17 protein-coding genes and 3 pseudogenes are annotated in these 16300 nt (G+C 68.2%); 10 read left to right on the forward strand and 10 right to left on the reverse strand.

The features are described 5' to 3' along the window. Window positions 1-181 (forward strand): hypothetical protein (locus AB0I66_RS00005; RefSeq protein ID WP_363205361.1); only part of this gene is annotated, 181 nt, incomplete at its 5' end. Then, the gene (locus tag AB0I66_RS00010) at window positions 178-441 is read left to right on the forward strand and encodes a hypothetical protein (protein WP_363205362.1); all 264 of its coding nucleotides are present in this window, start codon (window positions 178-180) and stop codon (window positions 439-441) included. The genes AB0I66_RS00005 and AB0I66_RS00010, both read left to right, overlap by 4 nt. 213 nt (window positions 442-654) lie before the next feature. Here AB0I66_RS00010 and AB0I66_RS00015 read toward each other — a convergent pair whose 3' ends face one another. Then, window positions 655-1284, reverse strand: coding sequence for a TetR family transcriptional regulator C-terminal domain-containing protein (locus AB0I66_RS00015; RefSeq protein ID WP_363205363.1), 630 nt, complete (start codon window positions 1282-1284; stop codon window positions 655-657). Between the two features lie 102 nt (window positions 1285-1386). Between AB0I66_RS00015 and AB0I66_RS00020 the strand changes: the two genes are divergently transcribed. Then, complete coding sequence (locus AB0I66_RS00020) at window positions 1387-2877, forward strand: carboxylesterase family protein (protein ID WP_363205364.1); 1491 nt, start codon at window positions 1387-1389, stop codon at window positions 2875-2877. 585 nt (window positions 2878-3462) lie between these two features. On the opposite strand, the gene AB0I66_RS00025 is transcribed toward AB0I66_RS00020, so the two are convergent. The 5 genes and pseudogenes from AB0I66_RS00025 to AB0I66_RS00045 all read right to left on the reverse strand — a co-directional run bounded on the left by AB0I66_RS00025 (window position 3463) and on the right by AB0I66_RS00045 (window position 7993). After that, window positions 3463-4368, reverse strand: a complete 906-nt coding sequence (locus AB0I66_RS00025) for an arylamine N-acetyltransferase (protein WP_363205365.1) — start codon at window positions 4366-4368, stop codon at window positions 3463-3465. 530 nt (window positions 4369-4898) lie between these two features. Further along, on the reverse strand, window positions 4899-5159 hold the full coding sequence (locus AB0I66_RS00030) for a hypothetical protein (protein ID WP_363205366.1): 261 nt from the start codon (window positions 5157-5159) through the stop codon (window positions 4899-4901). A gap of 515 nt (window positions 5160-5674) precedes the next feature. Further along, window positions 5675-5951: pseudogene (locus AB0I66_RS00035) on the reverse strand (IS3 family transposase); the annotation flags it as partial. A gap of 868 nt (window positions 5952-6819) precedes the next feature. Next, on the reverse strand, window positions 6820-6948 hold the full coding sequence (locus tag AB0I66_RS00040) for a hypothetical protein (protein WP_363205367.1): 129 nt from the start codon (window positions 6946-6948) through the stop codon (window positions 6820-6822). 28 nt (window positions 6949-6976) lie between these two features. Beyond that, on the reverse strand, window positions 6977-7993 hold the full coding sequence (locus tag AB0I66_RS00045) for a WYL domain-containing protein (protein ID WP_363205368.1): 1017 nt from the start codon (window positions 7991-7993) through the stop codon (window positions 6977-6979). A gap of 135 nt (window positions 7994-8128) precedes the next feature. Between AB0I66_RS00045 and AB0I66_RS00050 the strand changes: the two genes are divergently transcribed. Then, window positions 8129-8302: a hypothetical protein gene (locus AB0I66_RS00050; protein WP_363205369.1), complete on the forward strand. Its 174-nt coding sequence runs from the start codon at window positions 8129-8131 to the stop codon at window positions 8300-8302. A 64-nt stretch (window positions 8303-8366) separates the two neighbouring features. Here the strand turns inward: AB0I66_RS00050 and AB0I66_RS00055 are convergent. Beyond that, a pseudogene (locus tag AB0I66_RS00055) lies at window positions 8367-8477 on the reverse strand (IS5/IS1182 family transposase); the annotation flags it as partial. Here AB0I66_RS00055 and AB0I66_RS00060 point away from each other — a divergent pair. After that, complete coding sequence (locus AB0I66_RS00060) at window positions 8478-8696, forward strand: hypothetical protein (protein WP_363205370.1); 219 nt, start codon at window positions 8478-8480, stop codon at window positions 8694-8696. Window positions 8697-8778: 82 nt separating this feature from the next. Here AB0I66_RS00060 and AB0I66_RS00065 read toward each other — a convergent pair whose 3' ends face one another. After that, window positions 8779-9351, reverse strand: a complete 573-nt coding sequence (locus AB0I66_RS00065; protein ID WP_363205371.1) for a hypothetical protein — start codon at window positions 9349-9351, stop codon at window positions 8779-8781. A gap of 1421 nt (window positions 9352-10772) precedes the next feature. Between AB0I66_RS00065 and AB0I66_RS00070 the strand changes: the two genes are divergently transcribed. From AB0I66_RS00070 to AB0I66_RS00085, 4 genes are all read left to right on the forward strand, one after another. Further along, entirely contained in the window at window positions 10773-11066 is a 294-nt protein-coding gene (locus AB0I66_RS00070; RefSeq protein WP_363205372.1) for a helix-turn-helix domain-containing protein, read from the forward strand. A 48-nt stretch (window positions 11067-11114) separates the two neighbouring features. Beyond that, the gene (locus AB0I66_RS00075) at window positions 11115-11255 is read left to right on the forward strand and encodes a winged helix-turn-helix domain-containing protein (protein ID WP_363206629.1); all 141 of its coding nucleotides are present in this window, start codon (window positions 11115-11117) and stop codon (window positions 11253-11255) included. Between the two features lie 53 nt (window positions 11256-11308). Further along, window positions 11309-11866, forward strand: coding sequence for a transposase (locus AB0I66_RS00080; protein WP_363206630.1), 558 nt, complete (start codon window positions 11309-11311; stop codon window positions 11864-11866). Window positions 11867-11987: 121 nt separating this feature from the next. Then, window positions 11988-12317, forward strand: coding sequence for a hypothetical protein (locus tag AB0I66_RS00085; protein ID WP_363205373.1), 330 nt, complete (start codon window positions 11988-11990; stop codon window positions 12315-12317). 143 nt (window positions 12318-12460) lie between these two features. Here the strand turns inward: AB0I66_RS00085 and AB0I66_RS00090 are convergent, their stop codons facing one another. Continuing rightward, the gene (locus AB0I66_RS00090; RefSeq protein ID WP_363205374.1) at window positions 12461-13144 is read right to left on the reverse strand and encodes an NAD(P)-binding domain-containing protein; all 684 of its coding nucleotides are present in this window, start codon (window positions 13142-13144) and stop codon (window positions 12461-12463) included. A gap of 74 nt (window positions 13145-13218) precedes the next feature. Here AB0I66_RS00090 and AB0I66_RS00095 point away from each other — a divergent pair, with 74 nt between their 5' ends. After that, complete coding sequence (locus tag AB0I66_RS00095) at window positions 13219-13593, forward strand: helix-turn-helix domain-containing protein (protein WP_363205375.1); 375 nt, start codon at window positions 13219-13221, stop codon at window positions 13591-13593. Here AB0I66_RS00095 and AB0I66_RS00100 read toward each other — a convergent pair. Beyond that, a pseudogene (locus tag AB0I66_RS00100) lies at window positions 13585-13719 on the reverse strand (IS5/IS1182 family transposase); the annotation flags it as partial. The gene AB0I66_RS00095 and the pseudogene AB0I66_RS00100 overlap by 9 nt on opposite strands. Window positions 13720-16300: the final 2581 nt, after the last annotated feature.

Here is a 16300-nt window from a genome sequence, read left to right on the forward strand (position 1 = left end):
GTGGGCCCGCCTCGCCGAACGCCACGAAGCGGCCCGGCCCGAAGCGGAAGCACTCCTCGAGTACGCCAAAACCCACAACGGGCAGTTGCCGCCCCGGTACCGTGAAACACCCGAATCGCGGGCAGCCTGGGGCCAGTGGGAGCAGAGCATGCGGCAACACCAAGGACACAGCGCGGCGTGAGCTGGCACTTCGAGCGCGACCCGCTCGCCCTTGACCTCATCTCCTCACTGCCCCACGAAGCCCAGTTCGCATTCTTCAACCTCCTCCCGCGCCTCGAAGCAGACCCCGACGCCGACACCCAGCCCTACGGCCTCGACGTCGAAGGACCCGTGCGGATGCGGCAAACCACCCTCCCCGGCGCCATCACCGTCCTGCTCATCAGCGACGAAGCCGGGCGCATCAACCTGGTCGCCGTCATCGGGCCAGACGTCGAAGCCTGAACGCGGGGGGTGCCCCTATGTCTTTGGTCGAGGGAAACGCGGGTGCGTTGGGCCAGGTAGCCGGGCAGCATGGCGCCGTGGCTTGCGTCATTGGCGGCGGTCGCGGCGAACATGCTGAGGCGTCGTTCGACCGCCCGGCCCCAGACAGTGACCCAGACCGCCTCACCCCCGGTCGCCACCCGGTCGACGGTGTCCGGGCCACCGCACCGGAGGTCAGCCGGCGGGCGGAAAAGATGCCCGAGCGATGGCGCTTCTGAACAGCCGGCCCAGATGCACGTCGATCGCAGCGAGCGCGTCCCGGGGCTCGATCACGTCGAGTTCGATCAAGGAGGTGAAGCCGGTGAGGGCGAGAAGCAGGTTGGTCTCGGTCGCCGGGTCGCGGCCGGAGTCGATGTGCCCGTCGGCGATCGCCTGACGGACCAACTGCTCGACGAGGGCCCGCCCTTGGACGAGGCCGTTGCGCGCCTGCTCGTGCACGGCCTGGTCGTGCAGCGCCTCCAGGACGTAGGCGGCGCTCATCCGGCTTGTCGCGCGGGCGTCGGCATGCAGGGGGAGCATTTCCGCGAGCGTCAGTCGCAGCACGTCACGGGGGTGCGGACGGTCACCAAGCTTTTCGAGCCCCTGCTCTACGCGCACCGAGGTCTGCTCGGAGGCGAATTCCATGGCGAAAGAGAGCATGGCGGTCCGGGAGGCGAAGTAGTGCTGCAGCTGCCCGAGTGACATGCCCGCCTCCTGCGCCACCACGCGCATCGTCAGCTGTGTGACGCCGCGCTGCTCCACCACCCGCCACAGTGCGCGGGCGATCGCTTCGCGGCGTCCGCGGTGATCCACCTGTTTGGGCATCGCCGGCCTTCACTCGTACCCGAGGACTGTCACTGTTTCAATACAGTCGACATAATACATCTGACCCATAATCCTGGGTTCCACTCGGGGGAAGGAAGCGTCATGTTCGAGCAGCCAAAGGTACGGACCACGGAAGGTGTGGTGCAGGGGCGCCGGCGGCAGGGGCACGCGGTGTTCCGCGGCATCCCCTACGCCCAGCCCCCGGTCGGAGCGCTCCGCTTCGCCGCGCCCGCGCCGCCGCACCGCTGGGAGGGGACGAGGCAGGCGGTCGAGTTCGGCCCCGTGGTTCCCCTGTCCCTGCCGATCGACGTGCCCCCGCAGGGCACCGACTGGCTGACGCTCAACGTCGGCACTCCGGATCCCGGCGCGGCGGGACTGCCGGTGCTGGTGTGGATCCCCGTGGGCGGCTACCTCTCGGCGGCGTCAAGCGACCCGATGTACGACCCGGCAGCGCTGACCGAGGCGGGAGTCGTCGTGGTGACCATCAACTGCCGCGTGGGCGCGGAGGGATTCGCGTTCCTCGACGACGTGCCGCCCAACCGGGGATTCCTCGACCAGATCGCGGCGCTGGAGTGGGTACAGCGCAACATCGCCGCCTTCGGAGGCGACCCCGGCCGGGTCACCGTGGGCGGGACGTCCGCCGGGGCGGGCTCGGTCGCCGCCCTGCTGACGATGAAGTCCGCGCGCGGCCTGTTCCGGCGGGCCATCGCCCATTCGGTGCCGGGGCTGCACAGCACCCCCGCGCTGGCACGGCAGGTCACCGCCGCGTTCGCGGACCGGCTCGGCGCGGCGGCCCCCACCGCGGAGGCCATGCGCGACATCGACCCATGGCGCCTGGCCGCCGAGCTCACCTCCTTCAACGCCGGCCTGCACGCGCACCGGGAGAGCTGGGGACGTCTCACGGAGACCGGCACCGCGCTGTGCCCCGTGGTCGACGGCGACGTCCTCCCGGAAACCCCCTGGCCCGCGCTGACCGGCGCGCGCGCGAGCGGGACCGAACTGCTCGTCGGCCACACCCGCGACGAGTTCCGGTACTTCAGCGTCATGAGCGGACGGTACGGCACCTTCACCGAGGAGGACGCTCACGCAGCCCTGGAACTGCACGCCCCGCAACCGGACGGCGCGCGGGCCTACCGTGCCGCGTTCCCGCAGGCAGGCCCGGAGGAGCTGGTGGAGACGGTGTACTCCGACGCCCTCTTTCGCATGCCGTCACAGAAGCTGGCCGAGGCGAACGCCGCAGCTGGCGGCACCTCGTACCTGTTCGAACTGTGCTGGGTTACCCCGGCCCTCGGCGGCATCCTGGGCGCCTGCCACAGCCTCGACGTGCCCCTGGCCTTCGGCACGCTGGACAGCCCTGTCGGCACCCAGCTCATCGGTGAGGAGCCTCCTCCCCAGGCCGTCGCGCTCTCCGGCGAACTCCGGGAGGCATGGGTTCGCTTCGTCACCACAGGCGACGCGGGCTGGTCCGCCCACCGGGCCGACGGGCACCTCACCCGCGTCCTGGACGTCGAGTCGAAAACTCTGCCCTACCCCGAACAGGCATCCCGCCACATTTGGGAAGGCCACTCCCCCGCCCCCTTCGATCACTCGTAACCGTCCCGGTCGGCTCCAGCGGCTGCGACGCCGCCACTCACCTGCCTGTCGGGGACAGCGCGAATCCGCGAACAGCCACACCACACCCGGCCCACCTGACGTCAGGTCCCACCCAACGGCGACGGCCGACATCCAGAGCCGGGAAGGCCGACGGGAAGGAGCCCGGAGCCACGGATGACCCGGCCGGGGCCCCGAGGGGCTCGCTCTCCGCCTCCCTCCGCCCCACCAGCCCGCGCCTCCGGCTCCACATCGGTAACCGGCGGATAGGCGATGTCCGGCCGTGCCCAGTGCCCGCTCTAGCGGCCGGGGCGTCCCTCAGCCGCAACTCCATCTGCACGCATTTCCCCGGCATCGCCGACGATGCCGCCCATGTGCTGACCGAGGAGGGTCGTACTGCAGAGTCCTGTGGTCGTTGCAGTGCCAGTTCACCAACTGCCACTGCTACCGAGGGCCCTGCGACCATCAGGCGCATCTCCGGCCCGGGGACGTCAAGAAACCTTTCACGGGTTCGACCCTCAGCACGTCGGTCACCACCGCACTGACCTGCCTGATCCGTCTCAGCTGAAAGGGGTCAGTGGCGATGGATCACGCGTCACGAGCGATCACGCCCGCGCGAGGGGTCGACGCGGCGTGCTTGCGGGCAGCGTCCAGATCCGTCAGACGGGCCACCAGCAGGCTGGCCTCCTGCGGATCGACGCGGATGTCGAAGACATCGTTGAGCAACTCAGGCACCACCGGCGGCCGGACCTCTTCAGTCACCGGGGCGCGCCCTGGGCGCTCCGTCGTCCATACCAACGCGTCGAGCGCGTCGTGCCGATCCGAGCGTAGCCGCTGAATGTATGGTCGCGTGACGAACGGGGAGCGGTCGTTCGTGGCCACGAAGTGGTTGCCCACCGCATAGTCGATGGCGTACTGCGGGTTCTCGGTGAAGACCTGTCGCACGGTCCAGCCTTCCGGCCCCTCCGGCCCCTCACCGCGTTGGTGCATCGCCCATCCCGGCGAACCGTGAGTGATGGTCTGTCGGCGCAGCAGATACGGCCATGGCCCGCCGTCGCTGCTGCCTCCGTCGACCAGCTCGATGGGCTCCAACGGACTGGCGCCGAAGCCGACGTCGGTCAGCCACCGCGTCCCTTCCAGTTCAACGATCAGCATCGCGTGCGTCGCCGGGCGGGGCCTGCTGGAATCCGCCCCGAGCTGCACCCGGCCCGAAACGGCGGAAAAGCGGAACCCGAGCCTCTCCAATGTGGCGGCGAAGAGCACGACGTGCTCGTAGCAATAGCCACCCCGGCCTCTGCGCACCAGCTTGTCTTGGACCGACGGCACGTCAAGGCGGACCTCGCGGTACAGGAAACTGTCGAGGGTGTCCCACCCCAAGGTCAGCACATGCGCGCGCTGTAGGGCCCGCAGTGTCTCGAGGGTGGGCGCCAAGTCGCCTTGGTATCCGAGGCGGGTCAGGTAGGCGTCCAGGTCAAGCTGTTCGCTGTTCCACATGCGAAGGTCAACAGGTGCGGCGGTGGTGGCTATTCCGCCCCGCAGTGGTCAGCACCCAAAGGGTCAGCCGCACGCCACCGGGAGCCTGCTTTCGGTGATGTGGCGGTGCCGGGTCACTGGGTGCCCCACGCTGCATCGTGCCGCCGGTGCCCGGGGAGGTGTGAGCTGCTGCAGTTGCCCAAGGATCTCGGCCCGGGCCGAGATCCTCGGCGAACGAGGCCCGCTCCGCGTGCGGTCTCACCCCCCGAGGAGCCCGAGCTATTTGGTGCGCCGCTCGGCGGTCGCGACAACTTCGGCATCGTCACCGGGATGGAGATCTGTCTCCTGCCGCTCGCCCATCTCCACGGCGGGGAACTCTACTTCGCCGTCGCCGAGACGATGCTACGCACCTGGCTATCCCAGCTCCGCGACTGTCAGCGGCGCGGGACGCGTGCCCCTGTCCTCGTCGGCCGATTCCCGGTAGCCGTCGTTCACGGCGATCAGCTCCTTGGTGCCGTCCCCGCCAGCGTGCCCGCGGGGCGGGGCGCCGGTCAGTTCTCGGCACGGTAGGCCGTCACCGTGTGGTCGGAGTCCGTGAGGAGGATGCCGACATACCCGTCGCTGAAGTACGGCGCGATGCCCAGCTGGTCTTCTTTGCCTGCGCCCGTAGTGGAGTCCAGGACAGGCCGAAGCTCTCGGCTCCCTAAGAGCGTCAGACCGGCGCCGGTCCAGAACACGATCGCCGCCACGCGTGAACGCCCCTGGCGGGCCGGGCCGGGCGCCCACCTGATGACCGGCACCGCACGGCTCACCACCCCACCCACACAGCCGGCACAGCAGCCTCGGTCCGCTCAACGCCGCACCACTCCCGGCGCCCGTCCCGCACCGAGCGCCGGCCGCGCCCACCACGGCCCAGGGCACCGACGAACCGACCTACGCCGCCCCACCCCGACCACAGCCCTACTACTCAGGCATGGCGATGCCCGGCCCCTGGTCGCGGTCTCCTGGTCGGCACTCTGCTCAAGCCTCGCTGGTTTCCTCAGCAGCAATCACGGGAGCCCGGCAGACCACCACGGCCACGACAGAGGAGTGCCGGGATGGGGCCCGCGTCGACAGACCGCGGCCCGGCCCTCCAGAGGGGGGCCGTCGCGTGATCAGCCCCGCACCGGACACTCTCCACCTGCGCCATGGAAGTTCTCTTGGGCAGGGTCTACGACTGCTGGCGGCGCCGCCCCTGACCGCGCTACGCCGCTGGCGTCCGACACTGTGGATGTCAGCCGTGGATGTCAGGCGCCGGGTCTGCTGCAGGGGTGGGTGACAGGTGTGGTTATACGGTCCGGAGGGCCGGTGTGGTCATGACGGTCTCGAATTCGACGAGGGTCAGCCGACCGAGCGCGGCTTGTCTGCGGCGTCGGTGGTAGATCTTCTCGATTGAGGTCACGATCGCGATCCGCAGTTCCCGACGGGTGGGCCACTGCCGGCGGTCGAGGACGTTCTTCTGCAGCAGGCTGAAGAAGGTCCATGGCCGCGTTGTCGCCGGCCGCCCCAACTCTCCCTATCGAACCGGTGATCTGGTGGCCGTTGAGCGCCCTGACGATCCTGCGTGGAACGCGTGGAGGGGCCCGGGTGCTATGTCTGCACCCGGGCCCCGAAGGAACTGCTACACCATCTGCCGACCCTAGTCCTGCGCCGGCCTTCTGTTTCCGCTGACCCGACCTGAGTGGCGTCGGGGTTGCGGGGATCGCGGTTGCTTGACCGGAGACCACCTCACTATCGATGTCCTGCGGTACCCGGGCCCAAGACTTCCGCCCGGGCGATCCTGATGGCGCCTGGCTCCTCCGTTCTTTCCCTCTGAACCAATTCCTCTTACCGAAAGGGAACTGCATATCGCTGGTACTGCGTACTGCTGGTGGCCTTTCATAGCGCCACTCTTCGACAGCCAGCCCCGTCGCCTCTCCTGCATCAGCCCTGGCTTAGAACCCCACTGCCGAACGTCCCGGCACGCGCGCCCGCAGCCGACGCCTTCACCGAGGTACTGCCCACTGACTTCACTGCGGTCCTGCGAACTGCACTTACCTGCGGTACTGCTCACGGCAGCCCCTGATCACTGCGGGCCACCCGGTCCGGTCGTCAGCCCCGTCGCCGTCCTGCAACCGCTCTGGCTTCGAAACTCCACCACCGCACCGTCCTGCACCTGCACTTGCTGGACTGCTGCCCGGCAGTTCATCCCTGCCGGGCCCTGCTCGATCTCCGTTACGAGAGAAACCATAACCACACCGCCACCCAATGTCTACTCTGGCCGACATAGATTTTCGGCTGTGTGACGGTGGGGAAATCGAACGGAGCAGGCGCGGGGTTGGCGGGCCGTGTTCCGGACAGAGGAGCGCGCAGGGGACATTGACGATCAGACCGGGGGCCTGTGTGATGCACGCGGGTGGCGGGTTGAGCTGGTGCTCACCTTCTGGCAGACGTTTAGAGGAGCGTGTGCGCGTGCGCCGCCACGGGCGGCGGGGGCAGGCGAACATTCCTGACCTGCATGGCGGCCAGGAGGCAGGGCTGCGCCATTTCGAGCGCGGCGCCCGGGGGCTTGGGCTGCTTCATCTGCGGGGCCGTGGATCGCTGGTGCACCTCATGTGTGGGAGGGGTCGAGGTGCTTGGTGTCGGTAAGGGTGGCCCATCGGTGGGTGAGGCGGCGGCATGCGTCAAGGAGTTGGGGTGGGTGCAGGTCGGCGAGGTGGGTGTCGAAGGTGGCGAGGATGCCGGCGATGCCGGCCCAAGACCAGGCGCCGAGCGTGAGGCGGCAGTGCTCGGTGTCGAGATGTTCCACGACGGAGCCGCCTGGTGCCCAGCGGGCCACGACGTGAGCGGGCAGGTTGAGTTGGGCGGAGCCGGTGCACGGCCAGGCGGCCAGGGTGTCGCCGCGGTCGTGAGTGCTCATCACGAAGTGGGCGAGGTCGGGGTGGGGTAGGGCGCGGGCAGTGAAGTGCTCCCGGGTAGGGCGGGGGTGTAGTCGATCGACGCGGCGCACGGTCCATGCGTGGTCGGTGAGGTCGTAGGCGACCAGATACCAGCGGGCGGCCCAGACGATGAGGTGGTGGGGCTCGATGCGGTGGGCGGGCCGGTAGTCGGGGTCAGAGGGCTTGGGAAGGGTGTGGTCGGGGCGCAGTGTGTGGGTGATGAGGAGGTGATGGTGACGGATCGCGGTGCCGACAGCGGTCAGGGCGGCCGGGTCGGCAGGGGGCGCGGAAAATTCCCAGTAATTGTGCAGGCGGGTCAGGCGCATCGATTCCATGAGGGCCCGTAGTGCGGGGGGCATGACCTGGTGCAGGGCGGTCAGGGCACGTGCCGCGTCGTCGCCGAGGCCAAACAGGGTGCTGGGCGCGGTCTGCAGGGCCACAGCGAGGGCGAGGGCCTGGTCGTGGTCGAACTGCAGGGGCGGCAGGGTGTCATCGGATCCCAGGCGGTAGCCGCCGTCGGGGCCGTGCAGGGCGGTGATTGGGTAGTCGAGCGCGCGCAGGGTTTCGATGTCGCGGCGGATGGTGCGTGCGCTGGTCTCCAGCCGGGTGGCGAGCTCGCGCGCTGTCCACTGCCGTCCTGATCCCAGCAGGGACAACAGCTGCAGGGCCCGGTGTGAGGTGTTCGCCATGGCCCCACTGTGGCACCGGTAGCGGCCACCGGGTGTCCGCTACCGGTGTCAGGGTAACTGGAGTTCGGGGAGCGGCGGTGGAAGGGGAGGGTCGGGCAGAACCAGCTCAGTCAGGCCGGGGCCGGCGCGGGCTGGATGTACTTCGCGTCCCGGGCCAGCAAGTACCGCGGCCTGGCCCGCGCCCACGTCCAGCACGTCCTCACCGCGATGGCCTGCAACGTCGACCGCCTCGCCGACTGGATCGACACCGCACCCAGAACACGACGCCGGGCCACACACTTCCGCACTCTGTGCTCAACCACCGCATGAGCTACTCAACATCACCAGCAGAGTCATGCCGTGTCTCTAAAGGGTGTCCCGTATGGGGTGGGCGTTATCCCGTGAAAGCCAAGTTATGAAGGCGGGCGATGCCGAGCATTGCGTGATGAACACCGTTGGCCTTGAGTCTGCAGTCCCCCAGGATCGTCCTAGATTTTCGTAGCTGGTGACCGGCGTGGTCCTGTGGTCAGTTGAGCGGGATGCACCGGCGACGGACAGCGTGTCCGGCGCGCCGAAGGAGCGCAGGAAGCAGTTCGGCTGCGCGAGTTCTGGTGATTCAGTCGGTCAGGGGCTGATCGTTGACCTGTGCAAGGTCGAGCAGGCCGGCACAGCTGCGGATCCGGGCCTCGAGGGCCGGCATCTGTGGCAGCCACTGGCCAGTTAGCCGAGCAGTAGCTTTCGCTCGCCGTCGAGGTGGTCGGGGGTGGGTGCTCAGCAGTCGGGTCGCGCGGCGTGGTGACAAGGTGTCACTCCGACTTCTGGGCCACGTAATCCACGTTCCCGTCCTCGTCGACCGATACGAAGCTGTTCACCCACCGAAAGCGCCATCCCTTGTCGTCGATGCACTCGTGAATCCGTGACTGACACTGGTAGCGGGTGGGCTCCCCGACCCTCTCGACGCGGATGAGCCTGGGCATCCGATCACATCGCTGCGGGCTCAGCTTGTCGTAGTGCCAGCCGGCCGTCTCGTAGACTTTGCGTGCCGTGAGCACTCCGGTAACCGGTTCGGCCCGGTACTCGGCGGTGGTCCACAGGCCCCCGTCGATCTTCGTGAACCGGACGTTCCACACCACATCGATTCCCTCGTACGACACCAGGCAGCGCTGCGACCTCTTCTCGCCTCGGTCGGAACCGACTGTCTCGCACGTGCCGGGGCGGACGTCTCCGACAGCCCCGGCCATGCGTACCGTGTCACGCATCAGACGGCGCATCACCTGCTCCATCAGCGAGGGGCGCAACTTTTTCGGTGGCAGGGCAGCCTCGATCTGCTCGTCGGTGAGGTAATGGCCCGGGGGCACGGTCCGCGGCGATATCTCCACCGCAAGCCGCGTCCCCTCGACATCGGGTGAGGCAGGCCTGTTCTCCGCCGCGCAGACCGATGGCGGCCCCGAACAGCCACCGATCAACACGGCAACGACACAGGCGGCTGATGCTGCGACGACACGTCTCATGCAGTTTGGATACCACGATGCCGACCACCGGATGCGCACCGCGCGAAACCATCGGCGCCTGGCTTGGCGGGCAGTCCCTCACGCGCAGCAAGGCCCAAGCACTCAGCCACACTCGTCCCCCGGGGGCCCGACAGCCCTCGATACCAGGCCACGTCCGATACCCCCTGCCCCGCGTCGATTCCCCGCCCCCTTGTTGGTGCTCTTCAACGGTGCTGGCATAGCCCCTGCGAGCAGACTCAGGAGGCTACATGCACGTCAAGGCGCACAGGGATCCATCAGCTTCGACGGTGTATGGATCACCATCACAAAAAAGGAAGTCGACAAGACGGCACGGGAGTTCCGCCTACGGGCCAAGGACGTCACCGGAACACGACTCAAGCCCGCCACCCGGCTTTTCCGCACTACGTCCAGTTCATCCTGCCCGGCTCACCCCCGACCAAAGAAACCCGGAGCCTCCTCACCGGCGGACGCCCCCGTACTCCGATCCCCACAGCCCATCCATCCCACCCGCAGCAACGACGCCGCAGCCACACTGATCACAGTCATCGAATAGCCCCCGGGCCTAGACAGTCCACCGCGAACCAGGCAGGGCAAGGGGAAGAGGCGCGGCACTTTCCCGCCCTCGTCCAGGAGCCGCTTGCGACTCCCCACCAGCTGCCGAACGCCCCTGACCAGAGTTGATTCATTAGCCCGCCACTTTAGGCCAAGCAATCTTGAGGGGCGCAGGTGGATCCTTGGCTCTTCTGCAGCCACAGGATGATCAGGATCACGGTGCCGATGAGGGAAGGATAAGTAAGAAAGCAAACACGGTGAGTTCCCTCTCTCGCAGCCGCCGCACCGCGACCGCGAGTGAGGGAATGATGAACGCGAAACTGAACATGTAGTAGGGAATGAGACCGATCCCCACCGAGGTCGGCGATCATCTTCAGAGTCAGGCTGATGAGAGCATTGAGGGCCGCGAACACCCAGAAAGCTGCCCTCGGCGATACAGCCGAGATATCGAAGCGCCTTTTCCATCCACGTAGAAAGGATGGGTGAACTCTTGCGCTCCGAAACGGCCTTCTGCAGCGTGCTGCCTGGACCTCCCCCCTCTGCAGGACATTGATCACTGAACCTGACCGTAGGTTCAGCGACGGGTTCTGACCGCCCCGGGGTTCTGACCGCCCCGCGGAGGTCCGTCCGCTGCGCTCGCGGGCATCGGCCGCTTATCGGCTTGGCCCACTTACTGACCTCTTCGGGATGTTGTCGGAGGGGGTGACGGGTGGTGATCCTCGCGGTAGGCCGGTGGTATGCGGTACGCACAGGGCGGCGGGCTGACCGCCGAGCGACGAAGCTTTCGGGAACAGATCCGGTTCGAGGCCGGTAAGCGGTTCGCGCGTGGTGAGAAGAACGCGGCGATCGCGAAACAACTGCGGGTGAGTGAGCGGTCGGTGGAGCGCTGGCGGCGGGCCTGGCGCGAGGGCGGGAGGGCCGCGCTGGCCTCGGCGGGACCGCCGAAACTGCCCAAGCTGGATGATGACCGGTTCGCCGAACTGGAAAAGGAACTGGCCCGGGGGCCGGCCGTGCACGGCTGGGAGGACTAGCGCTGGTCCCTGGCCCGGATCCGGGAACTGATCCTTCGACAGTTCGGCCTGGAGGTTTCGCCGGCGGCGGTATGGCGGCTGCTGCACCGGCACGGCTGGTCCTGGCAGTCACCCGCCCGCCGGGCCATCGAACGCGACGAACACGCGGTTCATCTGTGGAAGAAGGGCGTGTGGCCGCAGGCGGAATGACCGCGGCGGCGCAGGGTGCCTTCCTCGTCTTTGAGGACGAGGCGGGCTTTGGGATGACCGCGTCGCGGGCCCGCACCTGGGGACGGCGCGGGCAGACGCCGGTGGTGCGGGTGCGCAGCCGGTCCTGGCGCCGCTACTCGATCGCCGCCCTGTGCTGCTACCGGCCGGGCGAACCCTCCCGGCTGATCTACCGGCCGCGACGGCACCGCAAGCACCGCGGAACAGGCCGTAACAGCTTCGCCTGGACCGATTACCGTGACCTGATCGTGTGTGCCCACATCCAGCTCAAGGCCCCCATCGTCCTCATCTGGGACAATTTGAACACCCACCTGGCTGCCGGGATGCGTCAGTACGCACAGGAACATGACTGGCTCACCATCGTGCAACTGCCCTCCTATGCGCCGGATCTGAACCCGGTGGAGGGTGTGTGGTCGCTGTTGCGGCGCGGCCCGCTGGCCAACATCGCCATCACCGACGACGACCACCTCGAACGAACCCTTCGTCGCGGCCTGCGGCACATCCAGCACCGCCCCGACCTGATCGACGGCTGCCTCACCGGCACCGGACTCCAACTGACCCACCACCCGACAACACCCCGAAGAGGTCAGTAGGCGACGCCCGGGTGGTTCTGCCCCCAGCAAGATCACCCGAAGTCTTCATGGGAGTTAAGCCCTGGGAGCCGGCACTCCTGCCGCCCCCAAGTCCTCACCCACACCCCAGGAAGGCACTTTTATGCGCCCCATCCGCCGCTCCGCCGCCGTCATCGGAGCAACCGCCCTCTTGACCATGGGCGGCGCCGCCCTGGCAGCTCCCGCCCAGGCCGCTGAATCCGACCCTGCCGCCCTGACCACCCTCCTCCAGCCGACCGACGACGAGGCAGAGGAGGCCGACGAGGCAGAGGAGGCAGAGGAGGCAGAGGAGGCAGAGTGCCCCACGGAGACCTTCCAGGCGCTGACCTGCTCGCTCAACAACGTCCTCGGCGACCGCGGCCTCAACCTCGGCAACCGCGACATTCTCGGCCTCGGCAGCCTCCTCGACGACCTCCTCGGCGGCACCCGATGAGCTGCGCCGTGACATGCTGAACGGCCGGAAAACCTGGCAGGCCATGGCCGCAGACGGATCCCGGCGAGCACAATCCTGACCTGTCCCGGAAGGCCCGCCGCCTGGTACGGACGGCGGGCCTTTCAGCTATGCGCTAAGAACTCCTAACAAATAGCCCTCTCGGCGCCTTCTGCTTCCTTGTTCCTCGGTCCGGCCGCATACGCCAATGGAGGTGCGATCGCTTGGGCATCGGCTCCCTCGCCCACCCATAGCCCGATGAAGAGCGTGGCGGTCGCCTCAAGGAGTCCCGCTCGTTCGAGACCGCCGCCGGCCACGGGCTCGCAGCCGACATCCCGCACCAACGCGCATACACAGGCCAGTGCTGTCTCGCTGTCTCCGCAGACCGGAACGGCCAGTCGCCGCCCGTCGAAGATGGGCGGCGACATGCGCCACACGTCCTCGTGGCAGAGGTTGAACGCCTTGATCACGTGAGCTTCCGGTGCGGACGCGGCCAGTTGCTGCGCGGCCGAGGGTCCGTCCTGTGTCAGCAGCCGGAAGCCCGGCCCCACCGGATTGGAACAGTCGATCAGCACCTTGCCGTCCAGGACCGCCCGCAGTTCCCCTGCCACGTCCGCCCCCTCGCCGAAGGGCAGTGCGGCCAGTACCACCTGGCCGAAGGTGGCCGCCGCACGCAGACTGGCAGGCTTCGCGCTGCCCCCGAGGCGCGTGGCGAGCCGCTCCGCCTTGTGTGCATCCCGGCCTCCGATGGCCACTTCGTGCCCGGCCCGCACCCAGTGGGTGGCGAGCGCGTCCGCCATGTTGCCCGTGCCCAGTACGCCGATTCTCATCACGCATTCCCTCCCAGGACCTGCTTGGACTGTTCACAACGACGCTAGAGGGCCTGTCAGGCACCATTTGGTACATGACGACCGACGCTTTACTCGCCGACTGCCGTGCCCGCCTCGCCTTCGACCTTCTCTCCAACACCTGGAACGCCGTGGTGCTCTGGGCACTGCGTGACGGTCCCAAGCGCCCAGTCGATCTACGCGAGCAGATCGGGGGTATCAGCTCCAAGGTCCTCACCGAGACGCTGCGGCGCCTGCAGTTCAACGGACTCGTGGACCGGCAGGCCCACCCAGGGGCAGTAGCGCGGGTCGAGTACCAACTCACCGAACTGGGGAAGACTTTGCTGGCCCCCATCGACGCTTTCGGAGCATGGGCCTTCGAGCATGGCGATGAGGTCATGGCCGCCCAGGAAGCCACATGCACCGCCACCCTCCAATCCTCCTCAGAGTGAGCGCAGGCGCCGCCAGCAGATGAGGGCGCATCCAAGGGTGAGGAAGGCTTCGTGGATGTCGTCACGGATCTCCCAGCGGATCCGCAGACGGCGAAACCAGTGCAGGTGGGCGAACGCGCGCTCCACATGCGCCCAGCCCCTTCCGAACCGGAGATCACGCCACAACCGGAATCGAAACAGCTGCCATGACTACACCACTCGGCGGGACATGACCCGGGGCGGGGTCGGGCAGTCATCGATTCCTCGATCCGGTGGGCGGTGGCGGGCGCAAGGGGCTTGCGCGGTAGGGTGCCGGGTCAGTCAGAGCACGAGGTGCAGCGGCCGTCGCCGGCGGGGTCGGCGCGGCGCGATGTGGGTCCGGTGCACGCGCTGCACAATGGCCAGTCGAGGCAGGCCGGGCACAGGTCCTGTCCTGCGGCACGGGAGGGGCTGCCGCAGCCGGCGCACTCGGCCAGCAGCCGGCGGGCGAGCACATCGGCAACCGACCGCTCCGCGGCGCCCGTTGAGGAAGCCGCCGGATCAGCTCCAGGCCGGTGCGCGGCCGCGTCATCGGGCGGAGCAGTAGCCTTCGCGGCGCGCAGACAGGCAGCGACGATCGCGCCCGCCGTGTGACGCATCGGCTCGGGCAACGGCCGGTCCGCGATGACGTGACGCGGTTGCCCGGCCGTCCAGCCCGTCGCCTCCAGCACTCCCCCACAACGCGGCCCTGATCGGACAGCGCCTGACCGGTCAGCAGCAGTCCGGGCCGGCGGGCACCGATCGCCCGCAGCAGCCGCTCACCCTCCGACGGCCTCAAGGGCCTGTGCGCAGCGGGCGTTAGCTCCTGTACCCCAGCCTCGGGATGGCGGCGGCTCGGGAGGCGGCGGCGCGTCGAATGCGCGCTCGCGCGCGTTACGGACGGACGGACGGAGTTGGTGTTCTGGTTGATGGTCTTCTGAAGACTGGTGTTCTTTGATGGGCGATCAGCCAACGTTGGACAATCCAACGTAGGAAAACCCGACTCTGGTTGCGACCTGCGGCTTTGCGCGATGACGGCCGCGGCGGGCGCCTCCTCACCCCGCAAGTCGTACCGAAGCGCCGGAACGTCAGTAGGGGCGTAGATGACCTCGCCCAGTGTGCCGTCCTCACACCCCTCGCGGATGAGGTAGCCGAACGCCTCCAGCTCGATGAGTTCTGAGCGCACCGCGCTGCGTCCCTCTGGACCGCACCGGGCGAGCTCGGGCAGCGTGATCCGCCACCCGTCGCGGTGCGTCGAGAGCAGCCCTAAGATCCCCTTGGCCTTGAACGAGATCCGAGGATCCCGGAACAGCGCGTTGGCGATCTGCGTGAAACGCTCGCCCGCCATCTCACCTCGCCTGATCCCCACGCCGGACCCGTTCACCGCCGTACTCCGGGCAGAACGGCGCCGGTGCGTACGAGACGAGGAGCCACTGCGGCATGCCAGGGGCTGGAGGGAAGCTGGGAGTGCCCGGGGTTCATGCTCGGAGGCAACCCGCCAGACCCGACCAGACTGTCGACCACTGACCCCGACCCCAACAACGAAGAGGTCACAACACGCCCGGCCACGGTGGTCGGCCCGACCACCGACCACCCCCGGCAGCGGAAGCCACAAACTCGCTCAACGACAGGGCAAACAGCACCCGTTGTCGACCGATCTACGCGCCCTCGCCGTCGCCGTTGCTCATCGCCGTTGCTCATCGCCATCGATGGCGATGGCGATGGCGATGGCGATGGCGATGAGCAACGGTGACGGCGAGGGCCAGACGTGACCGATGAGCGATGAACGGTGAGCAACCGGCGACTTGGGCGATGAGCGACGGGCGACCTGGGCGGTGACCGATGACCGCCCGCCCATCCCGATGGCCTTGCGCGGGCATCGTTGACGAGGTCTGGTGCGCACCCCGATCCGTCGGCGCAGATCCGGCGGCCCGCTCCCGACCAAGCCGACCGGGGCGGTGGTAGCTCCCGACCACCGCCCATAACGCCACCCCTGCCCAGCAGGATCCTCAGCCCCGACCACGCAGGTCAGCACACTGCACACACAGCGACCACCCAAGGCACATCTGCCTCCGTCCACCGCACAATGCGTAGCCGACAGCGCCTACCCATCACGGCGCCCCCATCGCCCTCTGCCTTGGAGTGACCGCCACGGCGATGGCCGTCGGCCGACGCACGAGCGGCGGACGACGGCGACGGCGACGGCGACGAGCAACGGACGTTGCGAAGCGATGGCGATGAGCAACGGACGATACGCGAGCGACGAGCGGCCAACGCGCGATGACCGATGCCGGCGCCCCACCCTGGGGCCGCTGCGCGCGCATCCGTCGACCCCGATCGCCACTACCCGCTGCCCGCGCCGGAGGTGGCCTGGGAGGGAAGATACCGAAGGCGACCTGGAGGGGTGGTAGATACCGACCACCATCCTCGGGCCCACCCGACCACGTGGCCGTCAGCCCCGACCACCCAGGTCAGCACATCGGCCAGCACCAGCCGCAAAGGCCAGGCGCCGCACCCGCTCCTCTACGGCGACACGAGGAAGGGTGGGCAGCGCCCCATGTGAGGCGCGCCGGTGGTAGATACCGACCACCGTCCGCACCACCACCCCGACCACCCGGCCGGCAACCCCGACCACGCACATCAACACGTTGAGCACGTGGCATGACCGCACCGCGGTTCCGCAAACTGCGGCATCGGTGAGTGCGCAAGT

Source organism: Streptomyces sp. NPDC050439, from assembly GCF_040655335.1.
Lineage (GTDB): Bacteria > Actinomycetota > Actinomycetes > Streptomycetales > Streptomycetaceae > Streptomyces.

Bases quoted from the DNA above. Each gene is read 5' to 3' on its own strand.
- AB0I66_RS00015 (WP_363205363.1), bottom strand. From the start codon at position 1,284: ATGCCCAAACAGGTGGATCACCGCGGACGCCGCGAAGCGATCGCCCGC.
- AB0I66_RS00020 (WP_363205364.1), top strand. From the start codon at position 1,387: ATGTTCGAGCAGCCAAAGGTACGGACCACGGAAGGTGTGGTGCAGGGG.
- AB0I66_RS00025 (WP_363205365.1), bottom strand. From the start codon at position 4,368: ATGTGGAACAGCGAACAGCTTGACCTGGACGCCTACCTGACCCGCCTC.
- AB0I66_RS00040 (WP_363205367.1), bottom strand. From the start codon at position 6,948: ATGAAGCAGCCCAAGCCCCCGGGCGCCGCGCTCGAAATGGCGCAGCCC.
- AB0I66_RS00045 (WP_363205368.1), bottom strand. From the start codon at position 7,993: ATGGCGAACACCTCACACCGGGCCCTGCAGCTGTTGTCCCTGCTGGGA.
- AB0I66_RS00050 (WP_363205369.1), top strand. From the start codon at position 8,129: ATGTACTTCGCGTCCCGGGCCAGCAAGTACCGCGGCCTGGCCCGCGCC.
- AB0I66_RS00070 (WP_363205372.1), top strand. From the start codon at position 10,773: ATGCGGTACGCACAGGGCGGCGGGCTGACCGCCGAGCGACGAAGCTTT.
- AB0I66_RS00080 (WP_363206630.1), top strand. From the start codon at position 11,309: ATGACCGCGTCGCGGGCCCGCACCTGGGGACGGCGCGGGCAGACGCCG.
- AB0I66_RS00085 (WP_363205373.1), top strand. From the start codon at position 11,988: ATGCGCCCCATCCGCCGCTCCGCCGCCGTCATCGGAGCAACCGCCCTC.
- AB0I66_RS00090 (WP_363205374.1), bottom strand. From the start codon at position 13,144: ATGAGAATCGGCGTACTGGGCACGGGCAACATGGCGGACGCGCTCGCC.
- AB0I66_RS00095 (WP_363205375.1), top strand. From the start codon at position 13,219: ATGACGACCGACGCTTTACTCGCCGACTGCCGTGCCCGCCTCGCCTTC.